This window comes from Corynebacterium sp. MC3, from assembly GCF_900099485.1.
GTDB classification, from domain to species: domain Bacteria; phylum Actinomycetota; class Actinomycetes; order Mycobacteriales; family Mycobacteriaceae; genus Corynebacterium; species Corynebacterium pseudogenitalium.
In genome coordinates, this window is sequence record NZ_LT622814.1 from 302911 (window position 1) to 318336 (window position 15426).

Genomic DNA, 15426 nt, shown 5'->3' on the forward strand with positions numbered 1-15426 from the left:
TGCCTGTATGGCTATTGAGCACACCTATGAGTCCTTGAAGGGCCTTATTAAGGCGTATGACATTCGCGGCGTTGTTGGCTCCACCATTGATGCAGACACAGTCCGCACAGTAGGCGCAGCATTCGCCCACATTCTTTACAGCGAGGGCGAGCGAACTATCGCCGTCGGACACGACATGCGGCCATCCTCGCCGGAGCTTTCCGCTGCGTTCGCAGAGGGTGCGACCTCGCAGGGGCTGCACGTTCTTGACCTCGGACTGACCTCGACCGACGAGCTCTACTACGCAGCAGGCACCTTCGAGTGTGCCGGCGCGATGTTTACCGCCTCCCATAACCCTGCCCAGTACAACGGGATCAAGCTGTGCCGTGCGGGCGCTACGCCGGTCAGTACTGATACGGGCCTGTCCGAGATCAGCCGCATGCTCATCGAGGGGGTTCCGGCGTTTGAGGGCGAAGCTGGGAGCGTCGAGAAGCGGGATGTGCTCGACTCCTATGCGCGTTTCCTCCGGCAGCTTGTGCCGCTGCCGCAGGGCAAGGCGTTAAAGGTCGCAGTCGATGCTGCGAACGGCATGGCCGGGCTGACTGTCCCGGCGGTGCTCGGAGACCTGGATATTCGGCCGCTCTACTTCGAGCTCGATGGCACGTTCCCGAACCACGAGGCTAATCCGCTCGACCCGAAGAACCTTGTGGATCTACAGCGATTCGTTGTCGAAGAGAAGGCGGACATTGGCCTGGCATTCGACGGTGACGCGGACCGCTGCTTCGTCGTGGACGAGCGCGGGGAGGCGGTATCTCCATCGGCGATTACGGCGCTGGTGGCTACTCGTACGCTCGCGACGCACCCGGGCGCGACCATTATCCACAACCTGATCACCTCGCGTGCAGTGCCGGAAATTATCCGTGAGCAGGGCGGAAACCCCGTGCGCACCCGAGTGGGGCACTCGTACATCAAGGCTGAGATGGCGCGGACAGGTGCCATGTTCGGTGGGGAGCACTCCGCGCACTACTACTTCACGGAATTCTTCAACGCGGACTCTGGCCTGGTCGCGGCGCTGCATGTGCTCGCGGCATTGGCGGAGCAGGACAAGCCGTTGAGTGAGATGATGGCCCAGTACGAACGCTACGAGGCGTCCGGGGAAATCAACTCCACCGTCGATGACCAAGAGGCTGCCACCGAGCGTGTTCTTGAGGCACTTGGTGACCGCGTCGCGGACATCGACCGTCTTGACGGGGTTACGGTCACACTTCGCGACGAAGACAGTGCCCCCGGGCCGGTCTGGCTGAACCTGCGTGCGTCGAACACGGAGCCACTGCTGCGACTCAACGTCGAGGCCCCAACGAAGCCAAAGGTCGACGAGATTGTGCGGGAAGTTTTGGCTGTGATTCGCCAATAGTGCAGGTGGTCTTCGTCGCTGTTCCGTGAAACGGCGCCTCGCTGGTATCCTGGAACGCTGTTGTTTCAACCGTTTCAATGCCGACGGAACTGACGGAACTTGCGAAGGAGACACTTATGGAGCACCTACAGGGGGCTCTGCGGAACTACCCGTGGGGGTCGCACACGTTGCTTGCGCAGCTGCGTGGCACCCAGGTGCCCAGCGAGGCGCCGGAGGCTGAGCTCTGGTTCGGCGCCCATAGTGCCGCACCTTCCCAAGTCGCAGGCCGGGGCCTCGACGCCGTGATTGCCGCGGACCCCGAAGGCACGCTGGGCAAGCGCGTCGCGGACCGTTATGGCTCGCATTTGCCGTTCCTGCTGAAGCTGCTCGCCGCTGATGAGCCGCTGAGTATCCAGGCGCACCCGTCGCGCTCGCAGGCGAAGGCGGGGTTCGCGCGCGAGGAAGAAGAAGGCATCCGCCTGGACGATCCGACGCGCAACTACAAGGACCCGAACCCGAAGCCCGAGCTCATCGTGGCGCTCACCCCGTTCGAGGCCCTCGCCGGTTTCCGCCCGCTTGCGCAGACTCGCGAGTTCTTCGCCGCGCTCAACTGCGAGGAGCTTGACCACTACGCCTCGCTTCTCGACGCCACTTCGGAGGAAGCCGGACTCCGTGCGGTATTCACGACGTTCATCTCCCTGCCCGAGGACGTGCGTAAGACTCTGATTGACGCGATCGTTCCGGCCGCCGAGCGCGTCGCGGATGACGTCGGAGCTGGCGCGGCTGGTCCGCTGGCTGCGATGTTCCTGCGGGTCCACGACAAGTACCCGAACGACGTCGGCGTCCTCGCAGCACTCCTGCTGAACTATGTACAGATGCGTCCGGGGGAGGCGCTCTTCCTGCAAGCCGGGCAGTTGCACGCGTACCTGTCCGGGCTCGGCGTGGAGATCATGGCGAACTCGGACAACGTGCTTCGAGGTGGACTGACGTCGAAGCACGTGGACGTGCCTGAGCTGGTCAAGGTGCTGGACTTCTCCACGTTGGAGGACCCGTTCGCGAACACCACCGAGCGCGACAACGAAGTGAGTTTCCATCTGCCGGTGGATGACTTCATTATGAGTGCCCACCGTATCGACGCCGAGCATCCGCTGCTCGTGGACACCGATGGCCCCGCCATCGTCCTGTGTACCGAGGGAACGGTGCGCGCGGGTGACTTCGTAATGAAGCCTGGTCAGGCCGCGTGGATCCCAGCCGCCGACCCGGCTGTGACCTTCGAGGTTGCGGAGGGTACCTCCGCGCAGTGCTTCTACGCGCGGGTCTAGGCAGGCCCCTGCCCGTCAGTTGCGGCGGGGGGTACTGCGTCTTCTGGGGAGGCTGGCTCTTCGGAAGTAGTTGATGCGTCTTCCTGTGAGGCTTGAGCCGACTCTTCGCTCGTTGGTGTTGGTGTGTTAACTGGCAGCGATGTCGTCGCTGCGGCGCCGGGGTGTAGCGCTGACGTCGTGGGGGTGGGAAGCTTCTGCGTCGGCTCAGATGGCAGCACCGTCGGGGATGCCGGCTGCGTCGAGCCAATGGTGGTTGGCGTCGAAATGGTGGTTGGCGCCTGCTGCGTCGCCCGTGGCCGCGAGGTGCTCGACGTGGTACTTGGAACGTTCGGTGCGTCCGGCGTGTCGGGGCGAGGGGAGCGCTGCTTCGGGCGCTGCGGCTCTGCTGTTGGGGCGGGACCAGCTGGGCGCGACGCAGGCGCGGCCGGGGCCACGTTCGACGGGCGGTACTGCTTCGTCGGCTCCGTTACGGCTGGCGCACCGGAAAACGCGTGCGCAGGGGCCAGCGGGTCCGCGGATAGGTTGTAGGCAGACGGCGCAGTCGTGGCAATGTACGCATCGGCGGTGTGAAGCGCTGCGGAGTCGCCCCGGGAAGAGCGTGCAGAGCTCGGAGGGGTCGTCGATAAGGAAGAAGTTGTTGTGGTGGAGGTTGTCTCAATGAAGCCTGCTTGTGTGGTGGCGTTCGAGCGCCCCGGCGAGGACGCGTTCCAGACCACGACTCCCACTGCGATGGCAACGCAGATGCCGAGCGCCATGAACGTGGCGACTCTCCTTTGCGTCTGATTCATACGTTGCCCTTCGCCGCAGAATTTCCAGAATTACAAAACGATAACAATTTCGTTGCTTGAAATGTTTATAGCACGGAAGTCGGACATTGAAAAGAGTGTGTCCACGCGGTTATCAGGTGGGAAGCAGGGAAGTTCGCAATGCGTGCCGTGCCGTGTAGATTGCAGGGTATATACAGCCCCCACCTGAAAGGAAACACTGATGAGCAGCTGGGACCAGAAGATTTTCTCCAACGACGACAACATTGATTTTCTCGACGAAATCGCGGATTTGGACGAAGAAGACATTCTGGAAGCTGTCCGTGACGCCGTCTTGCTAGCCGCTGACCAGGACAGCGCCTCAGATGAAGAACGCACCAACGGGCTCGCTGCGGCGACCATCACCGCGATCTGGGCCGGCGCGCCGTTTTCCGCCGGTGAGATCGCGGAGCGTTTCCCCTTCATCCGCGGCAACAGCGGTGAGCTCGACGAGCAGCTCATCGAGAGCGCAGCCGAGCTTCTTGAGGCTGTTGGCGATGAAGAGGACGAGGACGTCGAACAGTTCTTGGAAGCGCTCGCGTAAGAGGGCCGTTGGGAGGTCTGTGGCATGATCATCGCCATCGAAGGCATTGATGGGGCGGGGAAGAACACCATCGTGAAGCGCATTGTGGAGGAATACGGCGCGGACACGCTGTCCTTCCCACGCTACGAGGACTCGCTGCACGCGCAGCTGGCGCAGGACGCCTTGTACGGCAAGATGGGTGACCTGGTGGATTCCGCTTACGGGATGGCGACGATGTTCGCGCTCGACCGTTTTGGTGCCAAGGCGCAGCTTGAGCAGTACCAGGACACACAAGATCGGATCTTGTTGCTTGACCGCTACGTTGCCTCCAACGCCGCCTACACGGCGGCGCGCACCGGGGATGATGCCGCGGCGGAGTGGGTTGCTGAGCTCGAGTTCGGAAAGCTTGGGCTGCCGAAGCCCGACCTGCAGGTGCTCGTCGCTACCTCCCCGAGCGTTGCGCGGGAGCGCGCGCAGCGCAGAGAAGCTCAGGACGCGACGCGCACCCGCGACCACTACGAGCGCGACGGCGGGCTGCAGGACGCGACGTTTGCCCAGTACAACCGCCTCGCGGAGACTGACTGGGCGAGTCGGTGGATTTCCACGTCGGATGCCACGGCTATTATCCAAGCAATACAAAACGCGCGTTAAGAGGAGCTGCCAATGTCCATGTCGAAAATCCTGGTCGTTGACGACGACCCAGCTATCAACGAGATGCTCACCATCGTGCTGGAGGCCGAAGGCTTTGACTCCCGCCCCGTCACCGATGGCGCCGAAGCCGTCCAGGCCTTCCATGAGTACGAGCCCGACCTGATCCTGCTGGATCTTATGCTTCCGGGAATGAACGGCATCGACATTTGCAAGGCGATTCGCCGCGAATCCTCCGTACCGATCGTCATGCTCACCGCGAAGACGGACACCGTCGACGTGGTGCTCGGCCTCGAGTCCGGCGCGGACGACTACATCACGAAGCCCTTCAAACCGAAGGAGCTCGTCGCCCGCATTCGGGCGCGTCTGCGCCGGACGGATGAGGAGCCGGGTGACGTCATCGAGATCGCCGATTTAGTAATCGACGTCCCCCAGCACATGGTGACCCGCAACGGGGAAGAGATCGCGCTGACCCCGCTCGAGTTCGATCTCCTGTTGGAGATGGCGAAGAAGCCGAACCAGGTGCACTCCCGCGACGAGCTACTGGAATCGGTGTGGGGCTACCGCAACAACTCCGATACCCGCCTGGTCAACGTGCATGTGCAGCGCCTGCGCTCCAAGATTGAGCACGACCCGGAACACCCGGAGATCATCCAGACCGTGCGTGGTGTGGGCTACAAGTCCGTGAAGTAAGAGTGGGAGGTGGCGCTCCTGTTCGCCGTACTGAAACGTAGCAGGGACCGGATCGTAGAGGCGTGGCGCACTTCGCTGCAGGTGCGCTTCGTCGGCACAGTGCTGATCGTCTCCGCCGTGGTGATGATGGTGCTGGGGTTTGCGCTGGCGTCGGTAGTGAGCCAACGTATCGCTGCATCCAAGATTGAGGCGGCGAGCGCGGAGATAGACCGTGCGCGCGTGACCGTCGAGGAGCAGATTAATAACTCGGGGTCCGCGACCTCACTGCAGAGCCGCTTGAATTCGGCGCGCGCCGGGCTGACGCAGCGTGCGCAGCAAAACTCGGAGGCGTCTGCTGTGTATGAGCCTGTGCTGGTGGTAAAGAACCCGAACGGGGTTGTTACGTCCTCGCCGGAGTCGTACCAGATCCCTGACAAGCTGGAGGAATACGTCGCTGAGGGCAATATCGCCTACCAGTTTTCCTCGGTGCAGCGCGGCGACCACTCGTCGTACAATGCCCTGATTATTGGCACCCCGACGACTTCGGATGTGCCGCACCTGCAGCTCTACCTTGTGATGAACATGGACAATGAGGCCTCGACGCTTGCGCTGATGCGGGGCATCTTAGCGACGGCCACGGTGATCGTCAGCGTCCTGCTGGTGGGCATTGCGTGGCTGGCGTCGCAACAGATTGTTGCACCGGTGCGCTCGGCGTCGCGTACTGCGCGCCGGTTTGCTGAAGGCCACTTGCGTGAGCGCATGCCTGTCGACGGCGAGGACGAGATGGCGGTGCTGGCGCTGTCCTTCAACAACATGGCGGACAAGCTGTCGCAGCAGATTGATCACCTTGAGCGCTACGGCGACCTGCAGCGTCAGTTCACGTCCGACGTGTCCCACGAGCTGCGTACGCCGCTGACCACGGTGCGGATGGCGGCGGATATGATCGCCGCCGACGAGGACTCCCTGGAGCCTGGTACCCGCCGCGCTTCCCAGCTGATGACTCGCGAGCTGGACCGCTTCGAGGCCCTGCTCAATGACCTGTTGGAGATTTCCCGCCACGACGCCGGTGTCGCCGACTTGTCCGTCACCCAGATGGATATGAAGTCGCCGATCATGTCGGCGTGGCAGCAGACGCAGCACCTCGCGGACGAGCTCGGCGTGGAAGTTTCCTTCGATATGCCGGAGGAACCAGTGATGATGCTGGGCGAGTCCCGCCGGATCGAGCGCATCGTGCGTAACCTCATTGCGAACGCGATTGACCACTCGGAGGGCAGGCCGGTTACCGTGACACTGCGCGCCAACGAGAGTGCCGTCGCGGTGACGGTCAGGGACCACGGCATCGGGCTCAAGCCTGGGCAGGAGGAACTGGTGTTCAACCGTTTCTGGCGCGCCGACAAGTCCCGCAAGCGCCACTCTGGTGGCACCGGTCTTGGCCTGGCCATTGCCCGCGAGGACGCGCAGCTGCATCACGGCACGCTGGAAGCCGTCGGGGAAGAGGGCGTCGGTGCGCTGTTCCGTCTGGTCCTGCCGCTGGATCCGGAGGCAGGCTTTTCGACGTCCCCTCTGCCCCTCGAGCTGGAACCCGGGGCGGACGCGGACAGCGTCGAAGTGGACGTCGAAACGCAGGACGAGGAAAGGCAGCCAGATGAAGTGCATGAAGCGTAGGTACCTTGCTATAGCGATGAGCACGACGCTGCTCTTGGGCGGGTGCGCGACGCTGCCGTCGAATACTGACCCGCATGTGCTCCGGCCCTACCAGGAGGAAGCGCCGGAGTCGGAGATTATCGGCCCGATCAAGGACCGCGAGCCGGACCTTTTGCTGCGTGACTTCTACGCGGCCTCCGCGATCCCAACCGGCGACTACGAAGCGGCGCGCGCCTTCCTCACTGAGGCCGCGAAGCCCACGTGGAGCGCCAACGAGCAGACGCTCATCGTCGACCGGATCGGGTTGAATACGGTGTCCGGCAGCTCGGGGAGCAAGCGCAGTTTTGCGGTGCATGGCAACGTGGTCGGCGCGCTCGGCAGTGGTGGCGTGTTCACTCCGGAGCGCGGTACCTACGAGGCCACGCTGGAGCTCGAGCAGGTCGACGGCCAGTGGCGCATTTCCTCGTTGCCGCCCGGCGTGGTCATGGAGCGCACCGAGCTGCGCAACCAATACCAGCCTTACAACCTGTACTTCTTTGATCCGACCGGCAAGGAGCTGGTCACCGACCGGCGCTGGGTCTACGCGCCGCGCGATTTCCTACCCAGTACGCTGATCTCGCTGCTGCTCGAAGGGCCGGCTAGCCGCTTGCGCCCCGCGATCATGGGGACGCTGCCATCGACGGTGCGCTACACCGGTTTCGAGGGCGGTGTCTACCACTTTGCGGGCCTCGGCAATATGGACGAGGCCGCGCGCAGCCGTTTCGCCGCACAGGTGGTGTGGACGCTCGCCTCCGCAGGCGTGACCGGCCCGTTTTCGCTCCTCGCCGACGGCGAGCCGCTCATCACCGGCGCCCGCGAACTGACCACCGACGACTTCATCGACGTCAGCCCCGTCGTCGAGCAAGTCGGGGAGAGCACCCTGTACTCGCTTGCCGACGGCCACGTCTCCCAAATCACCGGCGGCGGCCCGCAGCCCGTTGCCGGCGTGCTGGGCAACACGCACAGCGTGGTCACCGCCGACATTTCCGGTGAGGGGCAGTGGGCCGCGGTGTTCAACGTCGGCGACGGCCCCGAAGGCGCCGAGCTGCGCCTCGGGCAGCTCACCGGCGGCAGCGTGGACGTGGTGAAGGCAGAGACCTTCTCGCGCCCATCGTTCGAGCCAAACAGCAAGGCGGTGTGGACCGTTTCGGACGGCAAGCACATCCTGCGCTCCACGCAATCCTCGGCGACAGGGGAGGTCACCACCGAGGAAGTGCACGTTGATCTTCCCGAAGATGTCGACGGCAACATTTCCGTGCTGCGTCTTTCCCGATCGGGCTCGCGCGTCGTCATGGTGATTGACGGCCGCCTGTACACCGGCATCATCGAGCAGCGCGCCGCAGGCGCCGGCGCAATTGTCAACGTTCTCGAGTACAGCTACGAGCTCGGTGGCAGCGTGGTCTCCGCGGACTGGCACCCCGACGGCTCGCTCATCGTTGGCACCTCGAACCCGGCGTCGCCCGTGATGCGTGTGGAGCAGGACGGATCCTCGACCACCGCGCTGTCGCTCGGGAACATCTCCGCGCCGGTGGTGGCCGTGGCGGCGTCGCCAAACATGCTGTACGCGACCGACGCAAACGCCATTTTGCAAATGCCCGTCAGTGGTGCTGACACCCCGATCTGGCGCGAGGTGCCTGGCCTCCAGGGTGTGCGCTCACTGCCGATCATCGCGAGGTAGGCGGCGTGACGCTCGCAGAGGTTGGTGAACTCTTCCTACCGCGCCACTGCGCTGGGTGCGGGACCCCAGGCTCCGTGTTGTGCCCAGCCTGCCGCACTGAACTGTCGGCACTGCCGCGCCGGGTGTCGCCGCAGCACTTGCCGCACGTGCCGGTGTTCGCGCTCGGGCCGTACGGCGGCGCGCACCGTGGGGTAGTGCTCGCGATGAAGGAGCGCAGGAATTTGGCTGTGCGCAAGCATGTCGGGGCGGTGCTGGACGCGGCGCTGACCTTTCTTGAGGTTCGCGGTGAGATTCACCCGGACGCGCTGCTGGTCCCTGCGCCGACGCGCGCGGCCTCGGCAAGGGAGCGCGGCGGGGACCCGGTGAGCGTGATCTGTAAGCGCTCGGGGCGCAAAGTGGTGGACGTGTTGGAGCTCGCGGAATCAACGACTGACCAGTCGGAGTTGGACGCGGCGCACCGCCGGTCCAACTTGGCCGGCGCGGTGCGGATGCGCCGCGGGTGGGAGGCGCTGCACACGGGCACCGGCGCTGGCCCCGTCATTGTTGTTGACGATGTCGTGACCACCGGCGCCACGCTTCAGACCAGCGTGGAAGTGCTGCTCGCGCACGGGTTTGACGTGGTCAGCTGCGTTGCCGTGTGCGCCGCCTAGCCGCGCAGCACGCATGGTGTTCGCTGGTAGCAAACTGGCAGGGAGTTTTACACAGATACGTAGCCATTGGTTATTACCAGTTGTATAGTGGTGATAGACCCAGTTCCAACAACGCTAGGGAGGAAGCAGATGACTTCTGCAGAGCACACCGACGGATTCGCACCAGCAGCCCAGGTTACGATTACTGGCCGTAACGTCGAGGTCCCAGAGCATTTCCAAGAGCGCGTCAACGCCAAGCTCGCCAAGATTGAGAAGCTTGATCCAACGTTGACGTTCTTCCATGTTGAGCTGCAGCACGAGCCGAACCCTCGTCGTGAGGCACAGGCACAGCGCGTGCAGATTACTGCGACCGGCAAGGGCCACCTGGCACGTGCGGAAGCCAAGGAAGACAGCTTCTACGCAGCGCTTGAATCCGCGCTGGGCAAGCTGGAGCGTTCCTTGCGCAAGGTAAAGGTCCGCCGCGAGATTGCTCGTTCCGGCCACCGCGCACCGAAGTCCACCGGCGAAATCGCAGCTGAGCTTGCGCACGAGGCAGAGGATGCTCGCGCAAAGCAGGCGGAGGGCCAGTACGACACTGACCCGTACGCGGGCACCTTTGAGGATGCGCCGCTCGGCCAGGTTGTGCGTCGCAAGCTGCACCCGGATACCCCGATCAGCGTCGATGAGGCGCTCTCCGAGATGGAGCTGGTTGGCCACGACTTCTACCTTTTCATCGATGAAGAGTCGAAGCGTCCAGCAGTGGTCTACCGCCGCCACGCATACGACTACGGTCTGATCACCCTGGCTCCAGAAGATGAAGTCAAGGCAAACGACGAGAAGTAGCGTCGCCACTATATGATTCGTCGCCTGCTTGTGTAAGCAAAAAGCTTGTACGGGCGGGCGGCGTTTTCACATTCTTTTCTTATTGATTCCACCAGTTGTGATTGCCTGTTTTCGTTGACGCGTGCGTACAATGGCCGATTGGTACATAAAAGCAGCGCGTAGAGCTGGCGTGATCGCTTTGTTTTTCTAACTTTTGAAGGATTCTAGAAACGTGTTTGGACTGTCGAAACTGCTGCGTGCGGGTGAAGGGCGTATGGTAAAACGCCTCTCGAAGATCGCTGATCAAGTCATGGATCTCGATGAGGAGTACGCGGCACTCACAGATGACGAGTTGAAGGCCAAAACGGAAGAGTTTAAGCAAAAGATTGCCGACGGCGCTTCGCTCGACGACATTTTGCTCGATGCGTTCGCGACAGCCCGCGAGGCATCCTGGCGCGTGCTGGGGCAGAAGCACTACAAGGTGCAGATCATGGGCGGTGCCGCGCTGCACTTCGGTTCCGTCGCCGAGATGAAAACTGGTGAAGGTAAGACCCTGACCTCGGTGCTGCCTGCCTACCTCAATGGTTTGAGCGGCAAGGGCGTGCACATTGTTACCGTCAACGACTACTTGGCAAAGCGTGACGCCGAGATGATGGGTCGTGTCCACCACTTCCTGGGGCTCGACGTGGGTGTGATCCTGTCCGACATGCGCCCGCAGGAGCGCAAGAAGGCGTACGACGCGGCGATTACGTACGGCACCAATAACGAACTCGGCTTCGACTACTTGCGTGACAACATGACTCGTTCGGTTAACGACATGGTGCAGCGCGGCCACAACTTCGCCATCGTGGACGAGGTTGACTCGATTCTTATCGACGAAGCCCGTACCCCGCTGATTATTTCCGGCCCGGTTGATGGCTCCAGCCAGTTCTACACCGTGTTCGCGCAGCTCGCACCGCGTATGCGCGAGGGCATCCACTACGAGGTGGACCACCGTAAGCGCACCATTGGTATCTCCGAGGAAGGCGTGGAGTTCGTCGAGGACCAGCTGGGCATTGACAACCTGTACGCGCCTGAGCACTCGCAGCTGGTGAGCTACCTGAATAACGCTATTAAGGCGAAGGAGCTCTTCGAGCGCGATAAGGACTACATCATCCGCCAGGGTGAGGTCATGATCGTCGATAGCTTCACGGGCCGCGTGCTGGCGGGCCGTCGCTACAACGAGGGTATGCACCAGGCGATCGAGGCGAAGGAAAACGTTGAGATCAAGAACGAGAACCAGACGCTGGCGACGGTGACGCTGCAGAACTACTTCCGTCTCTACGACAAGCTGGCTGGCATGACCGGTACCGCTGAGACTGAGGCGGCGGAGCTGCACCAGATCTACAAGATGGACGTTGTGCAGATTCCACCGAACCGCCCGAACCAGCGTGTGGACCGCGACGACCTGATCTACAAGACGCAGGAAGCGAAGTTCGCCGCTGTTGCGGAGGATATTGCGGAGCACGTCGAGAAGGGCCAGCCGGTGCTGGTCGGTACCACCTCGGTGGAGCGCTCGGAGTACCTCTCGCAGCTGCTGACGCGCAAGGGCATTAAGCACAATGTGCTCAACGCGAAGCACCACGAGGAAGAAGGCCGCATTATTGCGGAGGCTGGTCTGCCGGCGAAGGTGACGGTCTCTACGAACATGGCTGGTCGCGGTACGGATATCGTGCTGGGTGGCAACCCGGAAATTCTGTTGGACGCGAAGCTGCAGGAGCAGGGCCTCGACCCGTTCGAGGACGAGGAGCGCTACCAGGAGGCGTGGAACGAGCAGCTGCCGAAGGCGAAGGAGCGCTCGAAGCAGCTCGGCGACGAAGTACGTGAGGCTGGTGGCCTGTACGTGATCGGTACGGAGCGCCACGAGTCTCGTCGTATTGATAACCAGCTGCGTGGCCGTTCTGGCCGTCAGGGTGACCCGGGTGAGACCCGTTTCTACCTGTCGATGCGCGACGAGCTCATGGTCCGCTTCGTTGGCCAGTCGATGGAAAACATGATGAACCGCCTCAACGTTCCGGACGATGTTCCGATTGAGGCGAAGATGGTGTCGAATGCGATTAAGGGCGCGCAGTCGCAGGTTGAGAACCAGAACTTCGAGATGCGTAAGAACGTCCTGAAGTACGACGAGGTGCTCAACGAGCAGCGCAAGGTGGTCTACGGTGAGCGCCAGGAGATCTTGGCGTCGAAGGACATCAAGGATCAGGTCCGCCGCATGATCAGCTCGACTGTCGGCGCGTACGTGGATGGCGCGACGATGGAGGGCTACGTCGAGGACTGGGACCTGCAGGAACTCTGGCACGCACTCGAGTCCCTGTACGGCCCGTCGAAGACGGCCCAGGAGCTTATCGACGGCGACGAGTACGGCAAGCCGGGCGAGCTCACCGCTGAGCAGCTTCGCGAGGCACTCATCGACGACGCCCAGGCGCAGTACGATCAGCTCGAGGCGAACGTTGCCGAGATCGGCGGTGAGGAACAGATGCGCAACGTTGAGCGCATGGTGATCCTGCCGATCATCGATACGAAGTGGCGCGAGCACCTCTACGAGATGGATTACCTCAAGGAGGGCATCGGCCTGCGTGCGATGGCGCAGCGCGACCCGCTGGTCGAGTACCAGAAGGAGGGCGGCGACATGTTCAACGCTATGAACGAGGCGATCCAGGAAGAGACGGTGCGCCAGCTCTTCATGATGCGTAAGCAGTTCGAGTCCGCGCAGGAGGAGACTGCGCAGGCCTAAGTTCGACAGGTAGGCCCTGGCCGGGTGGTGTCACTTACAAAACTTTGAAGGACACCAGCCGGCCGTTGTCCATTTTTGCCACGAACCCGAACCGTTTTTGGCCTGTGGCGACGGTGCCGAAGAACTCGCCGCCGTCGCGGGCGTGGCAGGTCACGATGCGCGGCGGGCCCGCGTGTTGCTGCTGGAAGCGCCGGTAGGCGCGGACATTGGTGCGGGCGGCCGTGGAAAAGCGGTCGGCGCGCAGTGCACGGAGGTTTGTGGCTCCGAAGCTTGCTGCGAGCGCTGTGCGCACGAGCGGGGCGACGTTGGATCCGGTGCGGCGAGGGTCGCTGGGTGAGTACCGTGCTTGGCGGCGGCGCGTTTCCGCTGCGCGTCCGGAGCGCTTCGGGGAGGGAACGAGCAGTTGAACGTGCTGGTGGCCAGGGGCGGGGTAGTAGGTCACGGCGGGGTCCTTTCGTATCGTTGTGCACGGTGCGGGGTGCTGGTAGGTAGTATTGTGCACGTTCGCGCCGTGAGGGCGCTAGGAGAATTTGCGCACTTTGGTGTGCACTGCAGAAGAACCGAAAACGAAGTACAGGAATTGAGGCGTCCAAATGCAGGGACTCATTATTGACTACGCAGGTGTGTTGGACCAGGACCCGGAGGACCAGCGCCGCTGGCAGCAGCTGATTGAGGCTGTGAAGGAGAAAGACAAGGCCGTAGGCATTTTGTCCAATGAGGAATCCGAGGGCCAAATGGCGGACGCGGTGCGGGACTGGGAGTTTCGCGGTGTCGTGGATGCGGTGGTGCTCTCCGGCGACATTGGTGCGGAGAAACCGTCCCCGGCAGCGTTCCAGGCGGCGGCGGATGCGCTGGATATTCCGCTCAATGACTGCGTCATGATCGACGATGACATCATGAACGTCCGCTCGGCCGTCGAGTGCGGCATGATCGCGATTTTGCACACGGCGTTTGACCGCACCGCGGTAGAGATCCAGACGCTGTTCAATATCGAGGGAGAGTTTTAATGCGTGTCTACATCCCCGCGACGTTCTCCATGGTAGAGGGACTCGCCGCAGACAAGGTGCTGCACCCGCGCAACGGGTGGGGCTTCGCCGCGACGACGGCGCTGCGCGAGTTCTTCACCTCCGGCGATGAGGAGGAGATCGAGGCAGTAGCGTTTGACGACGCCGCGCTGGCCTCCATCCGTCTGCTGGCGATTGGTGACCAGGATCGGTTCCCGCACCGCCGTGTGGTGATCTCCGCGGACGTGGACGCCGAGGAGGCCGACGACATGGGGGACTCCGTCGTGCGGGTGTCTGGGCCGGTGGGGTTGGAGGACGTTGCGGCGATCCATATCGACCTGGCAGAGGCAGAAGCGGCGACGGCGAAGGCCATCGAACACATCGACGCCGCAGACCTCGGGGACGAGGACGCGGAGCTGGCTGTCGGGGACGCGCAGGACAACTACCTGGCGTTTTACGATGTCAGCGAGCTACCGTTCCTCGTCGAGCTGCTTTAGATCCCACTCGTTGTTGGAGCGCAGCGCGCTGAGTAGGCGTCGCACGGCGGCGACGCGGCGCGACAGCGCCCCTCCCTCGAAGGCGTCCCAGGCGCACTCCGGGTCCGTGGGCGGGCCGGCATGCGTGCAGCCGCGCGGGCATTCCTGGGCTGCCTCGGCGAGCTCGGGGAAGACGTCGATGACTTGGTCGGGGGAGACGTGCGCCAGGCCGAACGAGCGGATGCCCGGTGTGTCGATGATCCAGCCGCCGCCCGGAAGCTCGAGCGCCACGGACTGCGTCGAGGTGTGGCGGCCCTTGCCCACGCCGGAGACGTCGCCGGTTTCGCGTTGCGCGTCCGGGACGAGGCGGTTGACCAGCGTCGACTTGCCCACGCCGGAGTGGCCGACGCAGGCCGAGACGTGGTCGTTGAGGCGTTGTGTGAGTTGGTCGAGGGGATCGTTGATACCTACGGTGAGGACTTCGACGTTGAGGTCCTCGATTTCCGCAATGAACTCGTCGGGGCGCGCGAGGTCCGTCTTTGTCATGCAGACAATGGGGCGCACCCCGCCGACGAATGCGGCGATGAGCGCGCGCTCCACAAGCCCGGTGCGCGGCGGCGGGTCGGCGGCGGCGACCACGATGAGCAATAGCTCCGCGTTGGCGACGACGACACGCTCGAAGGGGTCGGTGTCGTCCGCGGTGCGGCGCAGGACCGAAGTGCGGTCGGCGCGCAGCACGATGCGGGCGAGCGTGTCCTTGCGCCCGCTGGTATCGCCCACAACGCTGACTCGGTCGCCGACTTCGATGCTGGTGCGCTTCAGATGGCGTGCCCGCATGCAGGCAACCAGCGTGCCGTTATCCAGCATGACACCCCAGCGCCCCCTATCCTTCGTGACCACCATCCCGGTGAGCGCGTCCTCGTAGGAGGGGCGGTCCTTGGTGCGGGGGCGCGAGCCGCGGCCGGGCCGGACGCGGACGTCGGATTCGTCGTAATCGCTGAACTTGCGGCGTGCCATGGGG

The 15426-nt window shown here is 63.2% G+C and carries 15 protein-coding genes; 12 read left to right on the forward strand and 3 right to left on the reverse strand.

The window, feature by feature from the left end:
* Positions 1-7: 7 nt before the first annotated feature.
* Together BQ4436_RS06250 and manA are read left to right on the forward strand one after the other, a co-directional pair.
* Positions 8-1393, forward strand: coding sequence for a phosphomannomutase/phosphoglucomutase (locus tag BQ4436_RS06250; RefSeq protein ID WP_070975918.1), 1386 nt, complete (start codon positions 8-10; stop codon positions 1391-1393).
* Between the two features lie 116 nt (positions 1394-1509).
* Positions 1510-2694: a mannose-6-phosphate isomerase, class I gene (gene manA / locus BQ4436_RS06255; protein WP_070363576.1), complete on the forward strand. Its 1185-nt coding sequence runs from the start codon at positions 1510-1512 to the stop codon at positions 2692-2694.
* Here manA and BQ4436_RS06260 read toward each other — a convergent pair.
* Positions 2691-3482 (reverse strand): hypothetical protein, encoded by a 792-nt coding sequence (locus BQ4436_RS06260; protein WP_143000832.1) that lies wholly within the window; start codon positions 3480-3482, stop codon positions 2691-2693. The genes manA and BQ4436_RS06260 overlap by 4 nt on opposite strands.
* Positions 3483-3681: 199 nt before the next feature.
* Here BQ4436_RS06260 and BQ4436_RS06265 point away from each other — a divergent pair, with 199 nt between their 5' ends.
* The 8 genes from BQ4436_RS06265 (at position 3682) to secA (ending at position 12925) form a co-directional block, all read left to right on the forward strand.
* A complete protein-coding gene (locus tag BQ4436_RS06265; protein WP_070362950.1) occupies positions 3682-4041 on the forward strand; it encodes a DUF4259 domain-containing protein in 360 nt (119 codons plus the stop codon).
* A gap of 24 nt (positions 4042-4065) precedes the next feature.
* Entirely contained in the window at positions 4066-4671 is a 606-nt protein-coding gene (locus BQ4436_RS06270; RefSeq protein WP_070362949.1) for a dTMP kinase, read from the forward strand.
* A gap of 18 nt (positions 4672-4689) precedes the next feature.
* The gene (gene mtrA, locus BQ4436_RS06275; RefSeq protein ID WP_070477811.1) at positions 4690-5361 is read left to right on the forward strand and encodes an MtrAB system response regulator MtrA; all 672 of its coding nucleotides are present in this window, start codon (positions 4690-4692) and stop codon (positions 5359-5361) included.
* A 9-nt stretch (positions 5362-5370) separates the two neighbouring features.
* Positions 5371-7005 (forward strand): MtrAB system histidine kinase MtrB, encoded by a 1635-nt coding sequence (gene mtrB, locus BQ4436_RS06280; RefSeq protein WP_270049410.1) that lies wholly within the window; start codon positions 5371-5373, stop codon positions 7003-7005.
* The gene (lpqB, locus tag BQ4436_RS06285; RefSeq protein ID WP_246814901.1) at positions 6995-8701 is read left to right on the forward strand and encodes an MtrAB system accessory lipoprotein LpqB; all 1707 of its coding nucleotides are present in this window, start codon (positions 6995-6997) and stop codon (positions 8699-8701) included. The genes mtrB and lpqB overlap by 11 nt, the downstream gene beginning before the upstream one ends.
* Before the next feature lie 5 nt (positions 8702-8706).
* Positions 8707-9351, forward strand: coding sequence for a ComF family protein (locus tag BQ4436_RS06290; RefSeq protein ID WP_070477717.1), 645 nt, complete (start codon positions 8707-8709; stop codon positions 9349-9351).
* Positions 9352-9480: 129 nt separating this feature from the next.
* Complete coding sequence (hpf, locus tag BQ4436_RS06295; protein ID WP_070362946.1) at positions 9481-10173, forward strand: ribosome hibernation-promoting factor, HPF/YfiA family; 693 nt, start codon at positions 9481-9483, stop codon at positions 10171-10173.
* A gap of 211 nt (positions 10174-10384) precedes the next feature.
* Complete coding sequence (secA, locus tag BQ4436_RS06300; RefSeq protein WP_070975919.1) at positions 10385-12925, forward strand: preprotein translocase subunit SecA; 2541 nt, start codon at positions 10385-10387, stop codon at positions 12923-12925.
* A 34-nt stretch (positions 12926-12959) separates the two neighbouring features.
* Here secA and BQ4436_RS06305 read toward each other — a convergent pair whose 3' ends face one another.
* On the reverse strand, positions 12960-13367 hold the full coding sequence (locus BQ4436_RS06305; protein WP_070362944.1) for a hypothetical protein: 408 nt from the start codon (positions 13365-13367) through the stop codon (positions 12960-12962).
* 151 nt (positions 13368-13518) lie between these two features.
* Here BQ4436_RS06305 and BQ4436_RS06310 point away from each other — a divergent pair, with 151 nt between their 5' ends.
* The gene (locus BQ4436_RS06310; RefSeq protein ID WP_070975921.1) at positions 13519-13932 is read left to right on the forward strand and encodes an HAD family hydrolase; all 414 of its coding nucleotides are present in this window, start codon (positions 13519-13521) and stop codon (positions 13930-13932) included.
* Positions 13932-14426 (forward strand): DUF6912 family protein, encoded by a 495-nt coding sequence (locus tag BQ4436_RS06315; RefSeq protein WP_070477723.1) that lies wholly within the window; start codon positions 13932-13934, stop codon positions 14424-14426. Before BQ4436_RS06310 ends, BQ4436_RS06315 begins: the two co-directional genes overlap by 1 nt.
* On the opposite strand, the gene rsgA is transcribed toward BQ4436_RS06315, so the two are convergent.
* Positions 14400-15422: a ribosome small subunit-dependent GTPase A gene (gene rsgA, locus BQ4436_RS06320; RefSeq protein WP_070975923.1), complete on the reverse strand. Its 1023-nt coding sequence runs from the start codon at positions 15420-15422 to the stop codon at positions 14400-14402. The two genes, BQ4436_RS06315 and rsgA, sit on opposite strands and share 27 nt — an antisense overlap.
* Positions 15423-15426 lie beyond the last annotated feature (4 nt).

What these genes read in the sequence shown, in the direction of transcription:
- lpqB (WP_246814901.1), top strand. Translation starts at nt 6,995, where the DNA reads ATGAAGCGTAGGTACCTTGCTATAGCGATGAGCACGACGCTGCTCTTG.
- rsgA (WP_070975923.1), bottom strand. Translation starts at nt 15,422, where the DNA reads ATGGCACGCCGCAAGTTCAGCGATTACGACGAATCCGACGTCCGCGTC.
- BQ4436_RS06250 (WP_070975918.1), top strand. Translation starts at nt 8, where the DNA reads ATGGCTATTGAGCACACCTATGAGTCCTTGAAGGGCCTTATTAAGGCG.
- BQ4436_RS06260 (WP_143000832.1), bottom strand. Translation starts at nt 3,482, where the DNA reads ATGAATCAGACGCAAAGGAGAGTCGCCACGTTCATGGCGCTCGGCATC.
- BQ4436_RS06310 (WP_070975921.1), top strand. Translation starts at nt 13,519, where the DNA reads ATGCAGGGACTCATTATTGACTACGCAGGTGTGTTGGACCAGGACCCG.
- BQ4436_RS06265 (WP_070362950.1), top strand. Translation starts at nt 3,682, where the DNA reads ATGAGCAGCTGGGACCAGAAGATTTTCTCCAACGACGACAACATTGAT.
- manA (WP_070363576.1), top strand. Translation starts at nt 1,510, where the DNA reads ATGGAGCACCTACAGGGGGCTCTGCGGAACTACCCGTGGGGGTCGCAC.
- hpf (WP_070362946.1), top strand. Translation starts at nt 9,481, where the DNA reads ATGACTTCTGCAGAGCACACCGACGGATTCGCACCAGCAGCCCAGGTT.
- mtrA (WP_070477811.1), top strand. Translation starts at nt 4,690, where the DNA reads ATGTCGAAAATCCTGGTCGTTGACGACGACCCAGCTATCAACGAGATG.
- BQ4436_RS06270 (WP_070362949.1), top strand. Translation starts at nt 4,066, where the DNA reads ATGATCATCGCCATCGAAGGCATTGATGGGGCGGGGAAGAACACCATC.
- BQ4436_RS06315 (WP_070477723.1), top strand. Translation starts at nt 13,932, where the DNA reads ATGCGTGTCTACATCCCCGCGACGTTCTCCATGGTAGAGGGACTCGCC.